Annotated in this window: 19 protein-coding genes; 2 read left to right on the forward strand and 17 right to left on the reverse strand. The window is 47.2% G+C overall.

What is annotated here, in order from left to right; translation table 11 throughout:
* From ABXT40_RS08255 to flgB, 11 genes are all read right to left on the reverse strand, one after another.
* Entirely contained in the window at positions 1–138 is a 138-nt protein-coding gene (locus ABXT40_RS08255; protein WP_443646990.1) for a flagellar basal body rod C-terminal domain-containing protein, read from the reverse strand.
* Complete coding sequence (gene flgK / locus ABXT40_RS08260; RefSeq protein WP_443645140.1) at positions 128–5,185, reverse strand: flagellar hook-associated protein FlgK; 5,058 nt, start codon at positions 5,183–5,185, stop codon at positions 128–130. Before flgK ends, ABXT40_RS08255 begins: the two co-directional genes overlap by 11 nt.
* A gap of 14 nt (positions 5,186–5,199) precedes the next feature.
* Complete coding sequence (locus ABXT40_RS08265; protein WP_443645141.1) at positions 5,200–5,505, reverse strand: rod-binding protein; 306 nt, start codon at positions 5,503–5,505, stop codon at positions 5,200–5,202.
* A 10-nt stretch (positions 5,506–5,515) separates the two neighbouring features.
* Positions 5,516–6,646, reverse strand: coding sequence for a flagellar basal body P-ring protein FlgI (locus ABXT40_RS08270; protein WP_443645142.1), 1,131 nt, complete (start codon positions 6,644–6,646; stop codon positions 5,516–5,518).
* 26 nt (positions 6,647–6,672) lie between these two features.
* Positions 6,673–7,362 (reverse strand): flagellar basal body L-ring protein FlgH, encoded by a 690-nt coding sequence (locus ABXT40_RS08275; protein ID WP_443645143.1) that lies wholly within the window; start codon positions 7,360–7,362, stop codon positions 6,673–6,675.
* A gap of 33 nt (positions 7,363–7,395) precedes the next feature.
* The gene (gene flgG / locus ABXT40_RS08280) at positions 7,396–8,184 is read right to left on the reverse strand and encodes a flagellar basal-body rod protein FlgG (protein WP_443645144.1); all 789 of its coding nucleotides are present in this window, start codon (positions 8,182–8,184) and stop codon (positions 7,396–7,398) included.
* A gap of 65 nt (positions 8,185–8,249) precedes the next feature.
* Complete coding sequence (locus ABXT40_RS08285) at positions 8,250–9,020, reverse strand: flagellar hook-basal body complex protein (RefSeq protein WP_443645145.1); 771 nt, start codon at positions 9,018–9,020, stop codon at positions 8,250–8,252.
* Positions 9,021–9,050: 30 nt separating this feature from the next.
* Entirely contained in the window at positions 9,051–13,052 is a 4,002-nt protein-coding gene (locus ABXT40_RS08290; RefSeq protein ID WP_443645146.1) for a flagellar hook-basal body complex protein, read from the reverse strand.
* A 56-nt stretch (positions 13,053–13,108) separates the two neighbouring features.
* Positions 13,109–13,867 (reverse strand): flagellar hook assembly protein FlgD, encoded by a 759-nt coding sequence (locus tag ABXT40_RS08295; protein WP_443645147.1) that lies wholly within the window; start codon positions 13,865–13,867, stop codon positions 13,109–13,111.
* A 22-nt stretch (positions 13,868–13,889) separates the two neighbouring features.
* Positions 13,890–14,306, reverse strand: a complete 417-nt coding sequence (gene flgC / locus ABXT40_RS08300; protein WP_443645148.1) for a flagellar basal body rod protein FlgC — start codon at positions 14,304–14,306, stop codon at positions 13,890–13,892.
* Entirely contained in the window at positions 14,306–14,692 is a 387-nt protein-coding gene (flgB, locus tag ABXT40_RS08305) for a flagellar basal body rod protein FlgB (protein ID WP_443645149.1), read from the reverse strand. Before flgB ends, flgC begins: the two co-directional genes overlap by 1 nt.
* Positions 14,693–14,798: 106 nt before the next feature.
* Here flgB and ABXT40_RS08310 point away from each other — a divergent pair, with 106 nt between their 5' ends.
* Both ABXT40_RS08310 and ABXT40_RS08315 read left to right on the forward strand, forming a co-directional pair.
* A complete protein-coding gene (locus ABXT40_RS08310) occupies positions 14,799–15,599 on the forward strand; it encodes a hypothetical protein (RefSeq protein WP_443645150.1) in 801 nt (266 codons plus the stop codon).
* Positions 15,596–15,937 (forward strand): hypothetical protein, encoded by a 342-nt coding sequence (locus ABXT40_RS08315; RefSeq protein ID WP_443645151.1) that lies wholly within the window; start codon positions 15,596–15,598, stop codon positions 15,935–15,937. The genes ABXT40_RS08310 and ABXT40_RS08315 overlap by 4 nt, the downstream gene beginning before the upstream one ends.
* A 33-nt stretch (positions 15,938–15,970) precedes the next feature.
* On the opposite strand, the gene ABXT40_RS08320 is transcribed toward ABXT40_RS08315, so the two are convergent.
* Genes ABXT40_RS08320 through ABXT40_RS08345 form a run of 6 tightly spaced genes read right to left on the reverse strand, consistent with a single transcriptional unit; the run spans position 15,971 to position 19,412 of the window.
* Complete coding sequence (locus ABXT40_RS08320; RefSeq protein ID WP_443645152.1) at positions 15,971–16,411, reverse strand: DUF2802 domain-containing protein; 441 nt, start codon at positions 16,409–16,411, stop codon at positions 15,971–15,973.
* 55 nt (positions 16,412–16,466) lie between these two features.
* Positions 16,467–16,757, reverse strand: coding sequence for a hypothetical protein (locus ABXT40_RS08325; RefSeq protein WP_443645153.1), 291 nt, complete (start codon positions 16,755–16,757; stop codon positions 16,467–16,469).
* 20 nt (positions 16,758–16,777) lie between these two features.
* Complete coding sequence (gene flgM, locus ABXT40_RS08330; protein WP_443645154.1) at positions 16,778–17,077, reverse strand: flagellar biosynthesis anti-sigma factor FlgM; 300 nt, start codon at positions 17,075–17,077, stop codon at positions 16,778–16,780.
* Between the two features lie 43 nt (positions 17,078–17,120).
* Positions 17,121–17,870, reverse strand: a complete 750-nt coding sequence (gene flgA / locus ABXT40_RS08335; RefSeq protein ID WP_443645155.1) for a flagellar basal body P-ring formation chaperone FlgA — start codon at positions 17,868–17,870, stop codon at positions 17,121–17,123.
* A complete protein-coding gene (locus tag ABXT40_RS08340; protein WP_443645156.1) occupies positions 17,845–18,270 on the reverse strand; it encodes a type IV pilus assembly protein FimV in 426 nt (141 codons plus the stop codon). The genes flgA and ABXT40_RS08340 overlap by 26 nt, the downstream gene beginning before the upstream one ends.
* Positions 18,271–18,281: 11 nt before the next feature.
* Complete coding sequence (locus ABXT40_RS08345) at positions 18,282–19,412, reverse strand: flagellar assembly protein T N-terminal domain-containing protein (RefSeq protein ID WP_443645157.1); 1,131 nt, start codon at positions 19,410–19,412, stop codon at positions 18,282–18,284.

A 19,412-nucleotide genomic window follows, 5' to 3' on the forward strand; every position in this document is an offset into this window, starting at 1 on the left:
CTAAACCACTTCCATCAGAGATTGAAACAACTCACGCGCTGTTGACAAGATCCGGGCAGACGCTTGGTAAGCCTGTTGATACTCAAGAAGTGCGGCAGCTTCGGTATCCAAATTGACACCAGCAAACTCAGAATTCAGCCTCTTTGGCCGCCATCAAATTTTCTTCGTGCACCTCAGTTGCAATCTTGCCAGAACGCAGAGATGACCCTACACCTGCAATCATCACGCCAAACATATCCTGGAACCCCATTTTTCCCGCAACATTGTCATCTCCAGCTTGCATGGCGATCATGCGGTCAAGGTTGCGGCTATCAGCAGTACCTGACGCATCTTGTTGAAGGATAAATTTGTCACCATCTCCAGCGCGGCCACGCAAAGTAAATAAAAATTCGCCATAAGTTGTCTGGCGGTCACCGCTCACCACGCGAGTTGCAATGGAATGACCGGTATCAGCATCAAAAACCTCGAGCATGTTACCAGTGTCGCCGATGCTGCGTATTTCATAGGTCGTAATGTCTTGCACCTCGACTGGCTGGGCATATTCGGCAGCAATTTCACGCGCTCCACCACCGGTTGTGAATACGAGTAAGTCCTCATAAGGGAGGTCGTCCAGAGTAACCCTAGTGCCTGCGATGCTTGTTGCGGTGGCAGTAATCGCAAATGGCGTATTGTCTGTTGACTGCACCTTTATGGCATCAGCCTGGAGGCTAATTTCGCGATCAGCTGTTTTATAACCAAGCGCATTTATTGGCCCATTTACGCTGAGAGTATTTTGTAAGCTGTCATACTCAGTAATGAGGCGGCCGGTTGTTGCAGTAGCGGCCTCCCAGCGCAAAGTCAATCCAGACACACTAGACGGGGTGGTTGTAATAACCCCTGCCAAATCTAAGGAGACTGCAATATCAACGTCGTTGAACTTGAGGCTTAAATCATTCATACCAGACGCAAGCGTGATCTGCTGCCCCGCAAGCCGTGTTGTTGCGCTCGAGAGGCCAAAGCTAGCCGCACCGGTGCTGTTGCCAGAAATTTGAGTATCACTTACTAATGTAAGTGGCGTTCCAGCGAGCGCTCCCCCACCGTAAATCTGCAACCGGCTATCACTGTCAAAGTAAGCCGTAACTCGTTCAGCCTCTGGTCCAGAAACAACAACTTCGCCATCTTGCATCTTTAATTGGTAGACTTGGCTACCAAAATTTATCGAAACAATGGTGCCATCTAGCGGCAAACTGCGCGCCGCAGTCTCACTTTGAAGGCCAAATTGTGTCTGGGCAACAGTCTCATTCAAGTCGTTAAATTGGAACGCCTCTACCGTAAAAATTTCTCCAGCCTGATTTGCAGTTAACTCAACACCGTAGTCTGGCGCAGATGCCGTCGTTGCGGCAGTTACACCGATATTTGAATTATTTATTGCCGTCACAATGGCAGTTGTTACATGTGCCGCCGTGGTGGCAGGAGTACCCAAACCGTCGACATCGCTGAGATCCACGGCGATCACCGTACCATTAATCTTTACATTCACACTATCATCAGCAGCGACAACAGCTTCACTTCGCTGGAAACTGTAACTGACAACTTGTTTGGCTGATGCAGTCATACCAGCCGACATCGACACCAATGGTGCCTGATCGCGCAGCTCTTTCACGAGAGCCTGGTTCACTGAACCATTTGAAATCACAGACAGCTCATTGGCGTTTACACTTGCCGAAAATGTAACATTGCCACTCCCGGTCGGAACAGTAATTCCGTAGGCAGCATTTGGCGCAATGGCCCGAAGTCCATCCAACGCCGACCCGCCAGCCTCTAGGGATGGGCTAGCATCAAACGTAATCAGTTTGGTGTCACCTGTTGTGTTTGATTTCACATTGACAAAGCCACCAAGCGCTGCGTCCTGCACTGCGTTTGTTGTGCCAGACGATGTGGTGATGCTAAAGTCCTCTGACGACAACATTGCGATGCCTCCAGAAAACCGCGCCGTATCGATAGTGTTCCCACTAATAAGACTGCCAAAGCTCACCAAGCTACCCGCCGAGAGCGTCGCCACGGTCAAAGTTAAATCATTGACACCATCAGTGCCACCAAGAGCTGAACCGAGGATGGTTATAGTATCATTAACATCATAACCGTCACCAACAGCATTGACCGCCACAGTCGCAACGCCGTCCGCCATAGTGACATCAAAAGACGCCCCGCTGCCAAGGCCAGACGTTGTAGTAGAGGTAATAGTTGTTTGGGCTTGCGTTAGCCCAGGTGCAGAACCACTTGCCGACGCACCGGTGATGACACCATTGGCGTCAATTGATGTCACTGTAATGACAACATCGTGTGTTGTGCTGCTGCCACCCACAAGCGTACCATCAATAGAAAATGTGTCGCCGACTACATACGGACTTACCGACCCAACTCCCCCACTGGTAATCGTAACGCTATAAACACCTGAAGTATCACTAGTAAGGCTGAGATCAGCCCCCGCACCAGAGGCTGAAGTTGTTGATACATTGGCGCCAGAGACAAGGGCGTCAGTCACAGCATTAGTTGTGGTCAAGGGATCTTTAAAAGCCCCAGAGGCAGAAACGGTTCCAACTGGTGTTGACAAGGCGACACCATCATCGTCAACCATCCGGCCTGAAAACAACGGGCTAGTGCTTGAAAGGTTGCTGATAGAAATATCTTCCCCGTCAGCACTAGTAAGAATGATGCGCTGATTATCTGGCGATGTAACAGCTGAGACGCCGGTATCGGCAGCAACTTTGTTAAGTGCTATGGCAAGGTTAGTCAGGTTTGTCGGGGTCACATCCGCTGATATCTCGATTGGCAAACGGTTTGCCGCTTCAAGATCAAAGGTCACCACACCATTATTCTGAAATTCAAACAGTTCTACCCGTGTTGTTGCATCAGCTCGGATACCAGCATTTTGTAAAACTGCATTTATGGCCGCCGCTGCCGAAGCAGCTGACGCACCTTCATCAATCGAAACAACGTGCGAGGCACCTTGCGCACGATCAACTGTCAAATTATAGGCAGCTGTTGTATTTCCAGGCAAAATTGAGCTGCCTTGTGATAATACCGGTGCGATACCATTACTGCCAATTTCTAATGCGTACATGCCACCGGAGAAGCTGACATCCATTGACATATCACGATAGGCATTATCAACATCATTTAAGTATTTCGCGCTATAGACTGCTTCGTCGTCAAAACCATTTCCGGATTTCATAAATTCGGTTATTTGTGCATCCGAAAATGCAGCTCCAGCGAGGTGCCGGCCTTCTCGGGTAAATATCTGCAAATCTGACGCACTCACTGATGCCGATACTGCAGCCGTGTTTACGCCAACACCAGTCGAAATCGAAGGAACCCCTGAGCCTGTAATCTCAAAATCGCCCTCTGCCGAGGTAATTGTCAGATTGCCACCACGGCCGCTAGCTATCATTCCCAAATCGGAGAGTGACTGATTGGCCGCGCTACGCAACAAGCCATTGTTTAACAGCTTGGCAATATCCGCACTATCCTCCCAAACCTTGCCGGAGTTATCACTCGGATATGCCGCAGCATATGATATGCCAAAGCTATGCGGCCCATCATCACTTGATCCAGTCCGCGAAAAGCTCATTTGTGTTACATTTTGCAGCGCAAGATCTGTTAATTGAAATTTCGCCGATGCTTGCTTGGTAAATGAGCCAATATCAACATTTTTAGTCCCTGCTGGGATGGTGGCTACAAGACCATTGTTAATAAACTCTTTTGCCTCTACAGCGGTTAGAGAGTTAGACAATGTCTCTGCAATGGATTTTGTTTCTGGATAACCCTTCGGGCTCACCCGAGCCACCTCCAGGGTCGCATCACTAGAGTTCTTATTATCAGCTGTTACAAGATCAGGACTTGCCGCAGCTATATCTTGCGGACGTGTCAAAAGGAATTGCATATTCGCAGCCGCATTTTTACCAGGAACGATTGTAAAGCTGTTCCCATTTTGAGCTGGACCAGTCAGCCTAACGTCAAAGCCTGATGTCGAGATAAGTGACTTGCCTTCAACCGTCTCAGCGAGGTCTGGTCCGGTTAGCTGCCAAACCTCTTTTGCTTGAATGTAGGTTACAGTCATGCTTGTTTTTGGCAGTTTGGTTGGGTCTGTGATGGTAATTTCAGCTTCAACCTCTACCGGGTTAGAAGGGTTCTTCTCGGCAACAACATTGACCGCAGAAAACATATCAAGACCGCGCAAACCATCCATGGTAACGCCACGATGATGCTGCGAGTTTAAATCGGTAGTGATCTGAACAGCCAATTGGTTCATTTGATTGACCACATCGTCAATCGCGCCATATGCTTCGCTCAATCCCGCAATAATGCCACCAGATAGCTGGCTTGTCGGCGTGTGTGACGAAAGAGGGTTTAGAACAACTTGCAGGCCGCCAATCCGGTCATATCGTTCTGTAAAGCCAAGCGGGGTTCTGTTGGTACCTTCAACAAGGCTAGGTCCGGCACCAGACAAACCGATTGTCAAATTTGCAACGCCGCGATCTGTATAACTGACTGACACATCGGCCAATGCAGAAATATCCTGAACTAGCCGGTCCCTCAAATCGAGAAATGAATTTGGTGATTTCCCACTTTGTCCCGACGACAGGATTCGATCATTTACAGAAGTCAATTCCTTGGTAAGCAAGTTAATACCTTCTATGGCGTCTTGCATTTGCGCGGTGGTTGCAGTCTTGAGATTGTCCAACTGTAAAAAAGTTGAATTAAAAGCAGCTGCCAAGCTCCGCCCCTGCTCCAGTGCAACGACACGCGGCGCAAGATCACTCGGCGCTGCCGAAACGTCCGCCAACCCCCGAAAAAAATTACCAATTTGCGTACCAAGATCGGCATCTGATGGCAGTAAAGCAGTTTCAACTTTTTCAAGCTGTTTTACATAGCTATCCATTCGCTGAAAGTTCGCATTAGCAGCAAGTGTGCTATCTGTAAGGAACGCGTCAAAAGATCGCGTTATGTTGGCTACACGTACGCCTAGGCCAGCCTGATTAGCAATGCTGGTGATGCCGCCCTGACTTGCGCCAACCTCCTCGAGGTTAGCCTCACGGCGCTTATAACCTTCAGTGTTTATATTTGCGATATTCTGGCCGGTTACACCCAGAGACTGGCGGTAGGCCTGAATTGCGCTTTTGCCAACATCAAATAAACTAGTCATCGGATCACCATCACCTAGTTACCTGATGGTTTGCGCGCGCCATGGCCGAATTGTTTGACCAGCGCCTCAGCAATACCTAGGTTCATGTTTTGCGCCATAGATTTGGCACGTTCTTGTTCCAGCATCTCAGTGTAGTTATCGCCTGCGCTACTGCCCAAAATATCATCAGCAAGCTTTGACTGACGGGCTTGCTTTAAAAGCGTCTGGATAAAAATGGCTTCAAATTGCTCGGCCGCAGCATGCAGATCTTCAGGCGCACGTTGAAGCTGCGCCAATTCAGGGCTTAACGGCTTGGCAATTGCAGGAATCATATTGTCCATCAGATGCTCCCTAGATCACAATCAGCTCGGCACGAAGCGAACCGGCCTCACGCAATGCTTCAAGAATGGCAACAAGATCAGATGGTGTGCCGCCAACGGCGTTTAACGCATCGACAATCGACGATAATTCAACACCCGGGTCAAAAACAAAGGCACGCGCTATTTCTTCTTCGGCTGTTATGGTCGTGTCTGGCGTTTGTACAGCAGCGCCAGGCGCGGTTGCGGCGACCCCATCAGCCAAGGCCATCGCTTGGGTTTGCGTTACATTAACATCTTCTTTAACGCGCACCGTCAGCGATCCGTGCGTGACTGCCGCCGCCGACACCCGAACGTCACCACCGATAACTATGGTGCCAGTTCGCGCGTTGATTACAACCTTGGCGCGTGGGCGATCAGGCTCGACTTGGACATTCTCAAGCAGACTGACAAATGAAACTTTTTGCGCCGGATCAATTGGCGCGCGCACCTTAACCGTGGTTGAATCAAGCGGTATGGCAACGCCATCGCCAAAAACGTCATTGATCGCCTCGGCAACACGGTTTGTTGTACTAAAATCACCCTGGTGCAGGTTGAGCAGAATATTGGAATTATCCAGAAACGGCGTTTCAATCATTTTTTCAACGCTTGCACCACCTGGAATCCGGCCAACAGTGGGAACATTAACGGTCAAAGATGACCCATCACCACCAGCAACGCCCAAACCACCGACCATCAAATTGCCCTGAGCCACCGCATAGGTTTCGCCATCAGCGCCTAACAAAGGTGTCATCAACAAGGTCCCGCCACGAAGCGATTTTGCCTGACCAACCGTTGAAACAACGATATCAAGCTTTTGCCCGGGCTTAGTAAAAGGCGGCAGTTCAGCGGTAATGATAACCGCGGCTGCATTTTTACCATTCATATTTGCTGCGCTTGTTACAACACCAAATTGGCTAATCATTGATTGTAGTGATTGCTGCGTTAAAGCCGCATTCCCATCACCTGTGCCAGCAAGACCAACTACAAGGCCATAGCCAACGAGCTGGTTCGAGCGAACTCCGGCAATCGATGTTAAATCTTTGAGGCGGTCAGCCTGTACTAGCGACAATCCATTAAGGCTTAGAGCAAGGGCAATAATGCCAATTTTGATGATCTTAAACATTGATAATCACGAAGCCTTTAGCATCATTAAAATGGAGAAATTGTCCGCATCAGTTGGCTAAGCCAACCGGGCTGGGATGAGTTGGCAAGATGACCTGAACCGGTGTAGCGGATTTGCGCATCGGCAAGCCTGTCAGATGAAACAATATTGCCGGCTGAAATATCCTCGGGGCGAACAACTCCGCGAACCCGCACATATTCATTGCCATTGTTTAAGGTCAGTTCTTTCTGCCCTTGAACTTCCATGTTGCCATTGTCAAATACCCGAATGACAGTAACTGACAATAAACCGCTAAAGCTGTTTGACTGCACCGCATTGCCAGAACCAGCAAAGCTGCGGGTTGTGCCTGCATTCAATCCGGCTGCGTCTTTGTCAAACCCGCCAGTTAGCATATTTGGCAAGCCTGTTGGCAGGGTCACACCAAAAGCATCAGTTTTGCTTGACGCCGCTGTCTGTGCCTTGGTTGCAGCATAAATTTCGTTAAAACTGACTGTTAGAATATCACCGATACGGCGTGCTCGCTGATCAGTGGCAAACAGGCCGCTTCGCCCCGGCTGAAAGATTGCCCCGTTCATATTAGTGGATTTGGCCAAGATAACTGGCGCTTCGGCTGGTTGGAATGACTGGCTAACGACCTGTTCAGTATAGGTCGAGCAACCGGTAACCAACCCAACAAGAGCGGCAACCGATATGAATTTGAAAACGATAATTTTCATGAACTTAAAACCTCCGGACCGGCAAATAACTGATTAGAGGTTCTGTGCGATATAGCGCATCATTTCGTCAACCGAAGTGATTGTCTTGGAGCTTACCTCATAGGCACGCTGTGTTTCGATCATATCGACAAGCTGTTGAACAACATTTACATTTGAACTTTCCAACGAGCCCTGAACCAGGCGCCCCATCCCTTCTTGGAACGGGTTGGCAACGATTGGCGCACCACTTGCCGGTGTCTCGATCAGCATACTTTCGCCATTTGGCTGAAGACCTTGTCTATTTGTGAAATCAGCCAATGTGATCTGACCCACCTCTTCGGCTTCAACAGCGCCAGGCACTTGCACTGACACGATGCCATCTGATGACACGTTGATCGAGGTTGCTTCATTTGGAATTTGGATTTCGGGCTGGAGTGGGTAACCACTTGCTGTTGTAACAACGCCTTCGGCATTTCGTGAAAAGGCGCCAGACCGCGTATAGCCAATCTGACCATCAGGCAACAGAACTTGGAAAAAACCACTACCTTCAATTGACATATCGAGCGAATTGCCCGTATCAATCAGGCTACCTTGCGTAAAAAGCTTATTGGTGTTCAGCAATCTTGTGCCGGTACCAACTGCGAGACCAGAGGTCAGGCTGGTATTTTCAGATGTATTTTCACCTGCACCGCGATAAATTTGATACAGAAGCGATTCAAAATTTGCGCGATCGCTCTTGAAGCCCGTGGTATTTACGTTGGCAAGGTTGTTTGCAATCACCTGCATTTTCACTTGTTGGGAATTCAGACCAGTTTTGGCCACATGCATCGCAAAAGTTGACATTGTCTTAAAGCTCCATGAGAAACACTAGTCTCTTTGAAGAGCAAGTTTTGTGCCAACCCCATTAATTAGCCATTTGGCATGCGAAGCAACGAGGCGCTGCTTTCGTCAAGATCTTTGGCGATCGAAATAAGTTTTGTATTTAGCTGAAAGCGTTTCATCAGATCAGTGTTTGCAACCAATTCCTCAAAGACATTTACATTGCTGTGTTCGATGTAACCCTGCTGCAGAAGCGCATTCTGGTCAGGGTTAAAAGTTTCGCGATCAAATCCAGCCTTTGGGCGTAATTCCCCATCAATATCTTTAATGATATCCTCTTCATCGCCTGAATTTAACGCAATCTGATTAATCAGAACGCGTGTGTTTGGCTCGGCACCCACCGGCTGGATATAAACTTGGCCTGCCTCAGACACAAAAATTTTCTGGAATGGTGGCACTTTGATCGGGATAAGGCTGGTATCAAGGATTTTTTGTCCAACGCCATTCAACAAGTCGCCATCCATGCCCCGCACAAAATCACCACGTCGGCTAAAGGACATTTTACCAGCGCCATTTTCGACCATAAAATAGCCTTTACCCTTGATTGCAAGATCGGTTTGTTCCCCGGTGAATTTAATTTGGCCTTGCTCATCAGAAAATAGCCCAGCCTCACTTTCGCGGACAAAAACGCGGCTTTGAAGCTGGTTTTCAGCGCTTAGGTAAAGTGATCCAAAACTGCCACCGATCTGGTCGCTACGAAATCCAGGCACGTTAGAGTTTGCCATATTTTGCGCACCAACATTTTGCTGGATTTTAGTCGCGTGCATCGTATGCAAGGCAGTGTGGATCATCTTATCCATAGGTTTGTTCCCCTAGCCCAAATCGGACCATTAACGGATGTTAATGATGGTTGTGGTTAGCGTTGTTGTTGTTTCAATCGCTTTTGCTGATGCCTGAAAGTTTCGCTGAGCAGTAATCAAATTTACCAGTTCTTCGGTAATATCAACATTTGAGCGCTCAAGTGAACCCGACAGAATATTGCCGTAACCCTCGGCTCCAGCTTCACCAACCTGCGCCGCTCCAGACACTGCTGTTTCAACGTAAGTTGCGTTACCAATCTGCTTTAGACCGTTCTGGTTGTTAAAGTTCGCCAGAACAATTTTACCAAGCGGGTTATTCTGTCCATTGGTATAGTTGGCACGGATCGTTCCCGAAGCGTCAATTTCCAAACCATCAAGTCGACCAGAGGTAAAGCCATCCTGTTCAACATTTAGCACCGAGAACGGCTGAGCAAACTGCGTTGACTGCCCAAAGTCAATATCCAGCGCGATTGAAAAGCCTTCTTCCTGCCGCTCATAATGGACAAGGTTTTTTGGACTGATAATTCGACCACCATTGTCAAAGGTTAACTCACCCTCATCGATGTAGAGCGGGTAATAACCCTCCACCAGATTATCAGGGGGTGTTGTCACAACATTACCTGTTGCATCAACATAGAGTGCTACCCCATCAGCATTAGTTGCTTGAACAAGATTGTAAATTTGAGGAACGGTACCAACACCCAACGCAACTTCATCAAGGCCAAATCGCGCCGCCCCCTTGACTTTGACAGTTGATGTGTTTCCCGTGGTTCCAGTCGTAAAGGTAAAGTTGTTTGCAGTTGAGTCATACTTTACCGTAACACCGCCAACAGTATCACCAGTCACTGGGTCTTGAATCTGATTGATCCGGCTTTCAAGTGCTTCCGCAAGAGTTGACCCAACATAAAAACCAGTCGGGATCTCAATAACACCGCTGATACCATTAACTGAGACGTTAAAAACATTCTCTCCATTGGTGTTCGTCATGCGGAAAACGCTAGTCAAGTCTTCATTAGCTGCGTCACCGACTGACACTGCAGGGGTCGAAGCCAAACCAGTTCCAGCGCTTGCAATGACATCATTTTTAGAAGTCCCCACTGACATCAAATGGTTGTCACCGCTAAAGTGATCTGTTGTATCGATAACTGATCCATCAGCCTCCGACAGTGAATAACGACCCACCACAATCCCTGAAGCCTTTTGCTGGCCGGGAACATCGAGAGCTCCATTAGCTTCAATCAATTCACCGGTTGTACCACTTGCAAAAGTAAATGTTTGCGTATCACTGTTATAGTTAACACTCACACCATAACGCTTATCATTAAGCTGGATTTCTTCACCGTCAGCAACAAATGACTCAGTGGTCAAAATTTCACCGCCACGAATAAGACTTGTTGTCGCATCGTCTTGCGTTGGAATGCCAAGATTGTTGGTCGACTCTGCGGTCGAGGACCCAAAGATTGAAAATGAATTAAAGTTACTCTCTGTTCCGGTGCCTAGAACCGTTCTGTCTACCGTAAATTCTAGCTTCTGGGTGTTTTCATTATAATTCAGTTTGATTGCGGGAGCTTTTTCATCCACCCAATCAGTAGTGGTGGTCATAGCGCTAGTTGCAGTTGCAGATGCAGTTCGTAAACCAAGAACATCAAGAGAGTCTAAACCTGTTGATGCCTCGGTAATTGTAAATTGACCACTGCTAACACTGATAATTCCATCGATTGATGCTACCGTAAACACGACATCATCCGTAGATGTTGTTCCACCAGTTAGAGAAGCGCCATCAACTGTAATTGTATCGCCCACCACATACCCTGTTCCTGGAGAGTTCAGCGAGACTGTCATTGCACCGGACGCATCAGTAGATATATCAAACGTTGCACCGCTTCCAGCCACTGACGTTGTTGAAGTTGACGCAACCGCAGTCTGTGTAGTTGATACTAGTGAACCAGTATATGTATGGGTACCAGTCATTGCCATTTGCGAATTTGTATAGGCATGCTTATTAGCATCACCGATTTCACGAATTACAATTTTCTCACTGCTAAAGTTAACGGCTGCACCCTCATAAACATTTTCCGCACCTTCAAAGAAGGCCTCAACTGACTCAGATTCATCACTCAAAACATAAATATCCGTTTCGGTTAGGGCAAAGCTATCATCGGGAAAGGATAGACCTGTTGTATTAATAGTAATACTTGAGCCACTAACGTTACTCACGGTGAACTCTCGCCCATTGATGTGGGAGGCTGGGATGTCATCCGCTGCAGCAAACTCTCCGCCAATTCGAATTTTTTCGTTAATTGAGATGTTACCGGGTGCAGATGCAAAATTAATTGTCATGGTATTTTGCGTCGCGTCAAAGGACACGGTGTTACCCGTTGTGTTGACCTGAGTTTTATTATCATAAACGCTTAGATTAGGACGTGCACCTTGGTATGAGTAGACCATATACCGGTCTGTTACGCTGGTTGATGCTGTGGTTGGGGTCGCTTCGGTTGATGTCGAATGTTTCAAGTTTATAATTTGTGTTTTGTTCAGAATTGCATCCATTTGCGTTCCCACGGAACGAGCAAAAAGTTGATTTGACACGCCGAGGGCGCTTGCACCATCAACGACATCAGTACTTGCATCAACCGCGTAATCATTTAACGCGGCATTGATCTTTGCTTGAGAATGGGCAAGAAACTGTTCCCTGGTGAAATCAGGCGAGGCACCAGTCAATGTGATCCCTTCGACTGTTGACACATAGCTGTCAGACAGCAAGTCCACTGCCACAGCAGTAGTCAAACCTGTAGATGAGCCGTCAGCATTTAATTTGAACAAGTTGATACTAAGAGTGTCATCAACATTCTGGACAATTTGAATTTTACTGTCATCGCCATAGGCTTCATTAATCGAACGCTCAACTTCTGCCGCCAACTGTGTCGCATTATATTTACCAGGGCGTAAATCAATATTGACTGGCTGGTCACCGTTATCGACATTAACCGTTAGAAAGTTTTTCCCCCAATACACACGACTATCAGCATTACCACTCTCTCTGGTTGCGTTGAACTGAATTGGGTCTGTAACAATTTCAACTAGACGGTCACCCTCTTCACCAAAGTCAAATTCAGTTTGTTCGCCAGTCAGTTTTGCAGGCTCTGAGTCAACCAATGTTTGCAAATCATCCTTTTTATAAAGGGCTGATCCTTTGCCTTCCAGAAAGTAGTTATCATCAGGCACCTCGGTAGTCTGCATTCCAAACCGATCAATAAAAATTTGGTTTCCTGCGTCATCAACCGACGGCACAAGATCAGGGTCAATAACTGTGTCATTAATCACCAGACGCGTATCATATTTGTTGGTTGGGTCATTCGCGGACGCCGACTGTGTTTTAATGAAATACATCGTCGCAATGGTTGGGTTACCCAAATCATCAAAGATCGTGATTGATGTTGAGTTTGTGAATGTATTTGGGTTGGATGGGTCAAACGTATAGCCATCGGCAAATTCTGGCCTGGCCGGCACCACATCGGCCGCAGCCGGGACGTTCACGCCCAATTCAATGTTACTTGTGGCTTGTGGATCACCGGATGTAACAGGCAACTGCAATGGCAGAGCGCTATCAAGATCTTTGGCTGTTACCGATCCATCATCGTTCACGGGATAAACAAGCAAATACTGACCGGCAGAGTCCACAACATAACGGTCGTTATTCACGTTTAGGGAACCGTTTCTCGTATAAACCTTCTGCGCTGAGGTCAATGACGGTTTAAGGGTGAAGAAACCCTGTCCCGAAATCGCCAAATCGAGCGCGTTCAGAGATGACGAAATGTTACCCTGCGTAAACTGCTGCTTAATGCCTTTCAGGATTGTACCCGAACCAATTGACGATGACGCATTCTGCAGGGGTGATGTTGCAAAAATATCACCAAATTCTGCGCGGCTTCGTTTAAAGCCGGTTGTTCCGACGTTCGCGATGTTGTTTGAGGTTGCTGAAATATCAGCCTGTGAACCATTCAAACCTGTCAATGCGGTATAAAATGACATTCGATTAAACTCCTGCTGGGCGCTCTATTTATTCAATGTGAGCCTAATTGGATGGGTTAGTCTTTGCTTGCAAAGAAGTCAGAAAGATTGCTTCTAGTGTCGGAGCGATTGAAGTCATTACTTTTAAATCTAACAACATCACTGGCATTTACATTACCGTAACCACGCACATCGTAGACGACACCCGACGACGCATCACCAGTTGAGGCAGCCAGAACCTCGCTGTACACTGATGCACCAACAGCCTGCAGGCCCTCGCCTGTATCGGCATAGGCTTCAACCCGGAAGAAGGTATTTTCATTCAAAATATTCTCAGGAATCTCATCCCATGCGAAACCAACAAGTCCGGCTGGCTGTGGGCCAAGATCTTCTGTGTGCAGAATTTCCCCAGCTTCAGACCGGTAAACGATATTTGTACTATTTGAGTATGTTGGAATATCAATCGCACCCGAAATACTGCCTTCAGGCGATGCATAGGCATCACCACCTGGAACAAGAACCGAATGGCCGAGCATGTTTGCCGCAGTTGAAATGCGGAATTCTGATAGCTGGCCAGAGTAAAGGTCGGTCAGGCCCTTCAATGACTCATTCATCTCGGTTATGCCCGTTACGGTCGAGAATTGTGCCATCTGTGCAATCATCTCGGTATTATCAGTCGGTTTAAATGGATCCTGATTTTGAAGTTGTGTTGTCATCAGCTTCAAAAATTCAGCCTGTCCAAGCGCATCCTTTGGGCCAGAATCAGCAGTTTTCTGCTGGATACCCAGCTTGTCCAAAATGGAATTCAATGAATTATTGTTATCGATTGTACTCATTCTCAGGTCTCCTGGCTGAACCTTACTTACCCATATTGATTGTGCGCATCATCAGTGCGCGTATTGTTGAAATGACTTCAACATTGTTTTGGTATTGGCGACTTGCCTCGACCATCTCTACCATTTCCTCATTCTCATCGACCGCTGCGCGATAGACAAAACCTTCGGCATCAGCACTTGGGTGATGCGGCATAAATGCCTTTTCTGGAGCCCTCTTAACTTCAGCAACCGTCACAACATCAACCGTTGAAACACCCGAATATTTCAATTGATCGGCATAGGTTGTTTGAAACACTGGCTTCAACGCGCGAAACGCCTCTTCTTTAGTGCTAGCAATCGTGCCTGCATTGGCGAGGTTACTGGCAACCGTATTCAATCGAACAAGCTGCGACGCCATCGCCCGACCTGAAATATCAAAAATATTTTTAATTTCGCTCATCATTCGCCCTTAATCGCCGACATCAATCCGGAAATTCTATTATTGAGAAAGGTTAGAGTCGTCTGGTAACGGGTGACGTTTTCCGAAAATTCCATCTGCTCAACACTTAACTCAACTGTATTGCCATCAAGTGACGGATTAATTGGCTCACGAAACAGCATCTTATTACCTATCGCCGGAACCATCGTCGGAAAGTGCTCTTCATTTGTTGTCTGTAGGGGGCCAATACCAACATGCCGTTTTATTTCCGAATCAAAATCAAGATCACGAGCTTTAAAGCTAGGTGTGGCGGCGTTGGCTATGTTCGATGCCAGAATTTCATTGCGGCGCGAACGCAGTTCAAGCGCCTGAGCATGAAAATTCAAATATGATCCGATCTTGTTCATTTCTCTACGAAATCAGTCCTAGGCTGTTTACTAAATAAGTGGTCATGGCACTGCGATTTGGTGTAAATTTTGCAAATAGGATGCCAAAACAGACATGGAGAAAAAAATGAGCAAAGTTTCCCTCCAAAATGGTGGCGGCCCAGGTTCATCAATTTCACTGGCACCTGAAACAATTAGAGTGCGCAACGCGCTAATTGAAAAATTCACGGGCGAGCCGCTAGATGAGATGAACCATTTTATGAATACAGCTCTTGTCGCTGAGAAAAATGAACTGCGGCGTCTTGGCATTTTGGCCGCGCGCATCTTTTTGCTTCGCACGCGCATCGCCAATCTTCAAGATTTTAACCGTGACCCGTCACTGACCAATATTTCAGAAATCAATGTTGGCGAGCTTGATCTTGGCGGCGCAAATATGCATGCCGTAGATAGCAATGAGAATAATGTTGCCAAAACTGAAGATGGCTGGGCACGGTTGAAAATGACTTCGCCAGGCGAAATTCAAGGGGTTCGGTTCCTTTCAGGTGCTATTATTGATGCCAAACCTGAAGATGCTGAAAAGCTGATCGGGTCAGGAAAAGCCGTTCGAGTTGATGAAAATGGGGATAGCATCGACTTTGATGAAGGTGATTTTGACAATCAAGACAACGATGACTCAAACGCAGCGGTGGTAGATCATGCCGAAGATGCAAACAGCAACAGTGAAGCGAATGATAGCGATAGTGCAGAAACCAATGAAAATACGTCAGCTGTCATGACAGACGAACAAACCGTTGAAGCAGAAAATGACGAACAACCAGCGGTGGCCGCCGCGGATGGGGTTGCAAGTGAAGATGACACAATTGCCAACGCCGAGCAGTCAGTTTCACCTGATAATGAATTATCAGATAGTACGGATGACAAAACATGATTTATCGTGTTGGCAAAACCGTAATCTGGTTTGCCATTGCCTTTGGCCTTGCCGCCTGTCCGGCGGAACGGTTTCGGCACGAAAAATATGTTTGTAAAAGTGTCAGTTTTGATCTTGATTCAATCATTGTGAATGACACGGATATTGGTGGTGAAGTTAAAATTATTGGCTATGACAAAGATAGAACAGCCATCATCAAAGCGATCAATGACGATCATATTGAAATTGAAGCTAGCCGCATGACGCTAAAGTTGGATCGCGATGATGGCAGCGTAAGGATCGTTCGCGGGAACCGATATGCTCACCTTGCGTGCAAGCGCAGTATTTTCACAATGTAAAAAATTGTTGGAACTGGAAGTTGAGTGAAGCAACTAGGATTTACCAGGTCCATGAAATTTGACAATGGCTTCTGCTTCATCTTGGTCAATACCTGTCGCTAACGTCAGTTCATTTGCCGCCGCCCCGTTTCGCGCCAATTCTATTGCGCGGCTCATTTGCCTATCACCACTAAAGTTTTGCGCGAGATCGGCAAGCTCTTGTCGGCTTTGATCGAAGCCTTCAGCTAAGCCGATAGTCTTTTTCTCAATATCACAAAGCCGTTCGCCAATTGTCTCAAGGCTAAGATGAAGCCGGATAACTGTATCCCCAATTTGCGCCAGATTATCAGTAACTGTCGCTACACGACGATCAGCAAGCCGTTGGTTAGCCAAAATTTTAGTAGCCACAAATCCAACGAGCAAAAGTACCACAGCCAAAGCTGTCAGAACCACAATGATAAATGGATTTTGGAAAAAACTGGCCATATCTGCCATCTAATAAAACCTTTAGAAGAAACCGGTAATTAACATTGTATCTCTACTATGCCGGTTAATCGTCGTTATCAGCAATATATTTTTGCAACTCACCAGGCATCGCCGCTTTGACGGCAGCACGTTTTTGCAATTGATCAAGGCGCGCAATCACTGCCATAACACGGCTATGCACTGCATCATCCAATGTTCCAGTTTGGGATAAGCTGTCGCCATGCGTTGTCAAAAATTCTTCAAGCAACGCACAACCATTCGCAAATTCCTTTGCAGATAATTTCGGCACAAAGAGCGCGTCAAGCATTTGCTCGACACGCAATATAATGTCTTCTGTCGTTAGTAAAGACCCCATCACAGCAACCTCGACAGATCCTAGGTCTTTAACTCCCTATACGCGTCCATCAATGCTTCTGTAATACGATCAATTTCAATTGGATACTCTCCACGTTTGATGGCTTCTTTGATCCGATTTACATTGACCTCATCGATTGGCGCTGATGATGCCATCTGTTTGACCGCTGATGAGACATCGGCAGACCCCAGCTTAACACTGTCGCCAGCATTTGCAGCTGCGGCAGAGGAAGCTTTGGTCGCCTTTCTTGACACCTGGTCCGCAACATCGGACTTCCGTGGTTCGACAGAGCTAACAATGTTTTTTACAATACCAACCATTTTAGTTGACCTCCGATATACCGGTTACGACACAAAAACGAATTTATTTAGTAATTATTTTCACTTTTTTTTCTGACACCACGCGGCCTTCAACAATCACCTTACTCGATTGGTTCAAAACCTTCAATAAATCACCCATTTGGGCATTATCCAATGCAAGGCCAGAACTAGCAACTGTAACGCCGCCAATCTGCGTTTCGATTGTAACCGTCTGGTCTTTTTCAACCGCCCAATCCATCTCAAGATGTCGGTTTCGTAAGGCCTGATTAACGCTCAATGGCCGATTTGTCTTCCGGCCAATAACATGATCCAGCTCCTCAAAATACCCAACAAGCCGATGATCAGGCCTTGATACCAGCACCAGATCATCAAGGGTGATAACTTCGCCACGCTGCAAGCTGCGAGAAAGCTTAACAATTTTTGCACTATTATTTGATAGCTGCGATGCGGTTTTGACATCACCGTCCGGAATAGAAATCGAGCTTTGGGATTGAATTTGCGTTCGAACTGCAATCGAAAACCCATTTTTATCACTGCAAGAGACGCGAACCGTCTTATAACCCCCAAACATTGGCTCAACTGTCAAATCAGCGGCACAAGGCAGGAATTGTCGATCCTGGTTAATCGCTGGGTCGGCGACGATACCAAGCAAAGCCAAGGATGATTGAATTTCGGCTTTGATCATTGCGCCTGATAAGGTTTGGCTTGACATCGCCAAATTGCTGGCAAGGCACAAGCCTGCATAAAGTCCAAAAATACTGACTGCTTTACCCACCAAAAAAATAGATTTCATTTGTCCGTCCGCTACCACTTTGTGAGGGGCTGTTTTCAGGCTTTTCGCCAGTTACCAAGGCCTTGATCTGGTTCAAAGATGGCAGGCGGATGGTTTTTTTTGCATAGAGGAAATTTGGGTTGCCCCGCACAAAGGCATGTCGATTCACCTGAACAATTGCCATTTCCACAAATTTCATATTCATGCCACTGCCGCCGTAATAATCATTCATGATATGGCCGAGGGTTTCGTTTGGCGCTACTTCATGCGTTTCCGAATAATCCGGATCCACGCGAAACGGATGTGAGCTTGCGGCGTTTTCAACACCGCCATTGTCACGCGCCCCATAGGTCAGCACGACAATTGGCTCGGCAATGGCTGTGTTCATAGCAATGGTGAAAAGGCAAGGAATTACAAACATCAAATAGCGCATTAATTCATCTCCAAAAACGTCGCAAGCTTGCCGTTCAAATCAGCAGGCTTGCGTTGGCGGCTAAGCGGCTCAAGAAACGAATATCCATCACCAGCGTCGATTACCCGCAAAACCGACCATTTACTGCCAACGCCCGAAACCATCGCCAGACGGTTGACCTGAATGCCCTGCCGCATCCCAAGGGCAACACGCAGCTTGTTATTCTCTAGTTTGATTTCAGCCTTAAGTGGCAGACATAAAGTGGCTGTCGCAATCGCCTTGGCATGGCTTTGAAGCCCATTCAGCAAAGCGGCTTTTACTTCATCACGTTTGGTTGTGCTTAATTTGCTGATTATCAGGCTTGGTGAACGCTCACCAAGTTTCAGCTTGATTTCGTCATGAACCTCGCCAAGCGGTTTTAGCTGGCTGCCAGCATAGAGGCTGGTTGTGACGATGGCGCGCAAATGCTGGCTCTGGCCAACTTTAAAATCAGTAGTGAAACTTTCTAAGGTGATGTTCGTCGCAAAAGCAAAATCACCATCACGGATCGAGGCTTTACCATTAACTAGCGCGTTATAGTCATACCGTGCATCGCGTTTTATCTTTACCGGATCAAGAACCGTCGCCGCCTCATTATATAATGTCAGATTGGCGGTATTTTCTAGCTGCCGATAAAGATCAACCATCATCATTGATGGCATTGTTGACAACCAGCCCGGAACCGACCGAGCCATCGACATTGTCGGCGCAAACATTGTTAAATGGGCAACCGGACGATCATGGCATGCTGGTTCGGCAATCTTGCCAACAGCGGCTTCGACGGTCACTTCATAATGAAGGTCATCCTTAACCTCATTTATAATGCGATAATCAAGAATTTCACTTGACGGGCGCACAACGAAATGATCATCAAGACTGGTATCGGCTTGTACGGAAGAAAACCCGTTGATCTTGGCACCACCTCGCAAGGCTGCAAGATATAGCGCATCTTCAAGCGCAATATTTTTTGCCTCATGCTGGGCTGCCTGATCGTTGATCACCGCGCGTCCGGTTGCTGTCACCATGCGCAAACCATCACCTGCAAGCGCATGCGTGCCAGTTAACAGAGCAAAGATGGTGGCAAAAAGCCATGTGATGAAACGACTAGGCAT

The sequence above is a fragment of the Candidatus Ponderosibacter sp. Uisw_141_02 genome (assembly GCF_048087665.1).
Taxonomy (GTDB): domain Bacteria; phylum Pseudomonadota; class Alphaproteobacteria; order Puniceispirillales; family Puniceispirillaceae; genus UBA3439.

Coding starts and splice junctions, on each gene's coding strand:
- ABXT40_RS08320 (WP_443645152.1), bottom strand. CDS start 16,411: ATGGCAGATATGGCCAGTTTTTTCCAAAATCCATTTATCATTGTGGTT.
- ABXT40_RS08345 (WP_443645157.1), bottom strand. CDS start 19,412: ATGCCTAGTCGTTTCATCACATGGCTTTTTGCCACCATCTTTGCTCTG.
- ABXT40_RS08325 (WP_443645153.1), bottom strand. CDS start 16,757: ATGGGGTCTTTACTAACGACAGAAGACATTATATTGCGTGTCGAGCAA.
- ABXT40_RS08340 (WP_443645156.1), bottom strand. CDS start 18,270: ATGTTTGTAATTCCTTGCCTTTTCACCATTGCTATGAACACAGCCATT.
- ABXT40_RS08270 (WP_443645142.1), bottom strand. CDS start 6,646: ATGTTTAAGATCATCAAAATTGGCATTATTGCCCTTGCTCTAAGCCTT.
- flgB (WP_443645149.1), bottom strand. CDS start 14,692: ATGAACAAGATCGGATCATATTTGAATTTTCATGCTCAGGCGCTTGAA.
- ABXT40_RS08295 (WP_443645147.1), bottom strand. CDS start 13,867: ATGAGTACAATCGATAACAATAATTCATTGAATTCCATTTTGGACAAG.
- ABXT40_RS08285 (WP_443645145.1), bottom strand. CDS start 9,020: ATGGATAAGATGATCCACACTGCCTTGCATACGATGCACGCGACTAAA.
- flgG (WP_443645144.1), bottom strand. CDS start 8,184: ATGTCAACTTTTGCGATGCATGTGGCCAAAACTGGTCTGAATTCCCAA.
- flgK (WP_443645140.1), bottom strand. CDS start 5,185: ATGACTAGTTTATTTGATGTTGGCAAAAGCGCAATTCAGGCCTACCGC.
- ABXT40_RS08310 (WP_443645150.1), top strand. CDS start 14,799: ATGAGCAAAGTTTCCCTCCAAAATGGTGGCGGCCCAGGTTCATCAATT.
- flgC (WP_443645148.1), bottom strand. CDS start 14,306: ATGAGCGAAATTAAAAATATTTTTGATATTTCAGGTCGGGCGATGGCG.
- ABXT40_RS08290 (WP_443645146.1), bottom strand. CDS start 13,052: ATGTCATTTTATACCGCATTGACAGGTTTGAATGGTTCACAGGCTGAT.
- ABXT40_RS08315 (WP_443645151.1), top strand. CDS start 15,596: ATGATTTATCGTGTTGGCAAAACCGTAATCTGGTTTGCCATTGCCTTT.
- flgA (WP_443645155.1), bottom strand. CDS start 17,870: ATGAAATCTATTTTTTTGGTGGGTAAAGCAGTCAGTATTTTTGGACTT.
- ABXT40_RS08265 (WP_443645141.1), bottom strand. CDS start 5,505: ATGGACAATATGATTCCTGCAATTGCCAAGCCGTTAAGCCCTGAATTG.
- flgM (WP_443645154.1), bottom strand. CDS start 17,077: ATGGTTGGTATTGTAAAAAACATTGTTAGCTCTGTCGAACCACGGAAG.
- ABXT40_RS08275 (WP_443645143.1), bottom strand. CDS start 7,362: ATGAAAATTATCGTTTTCAAATTCATATCGGTTGCCGCTCTTGTTGGG.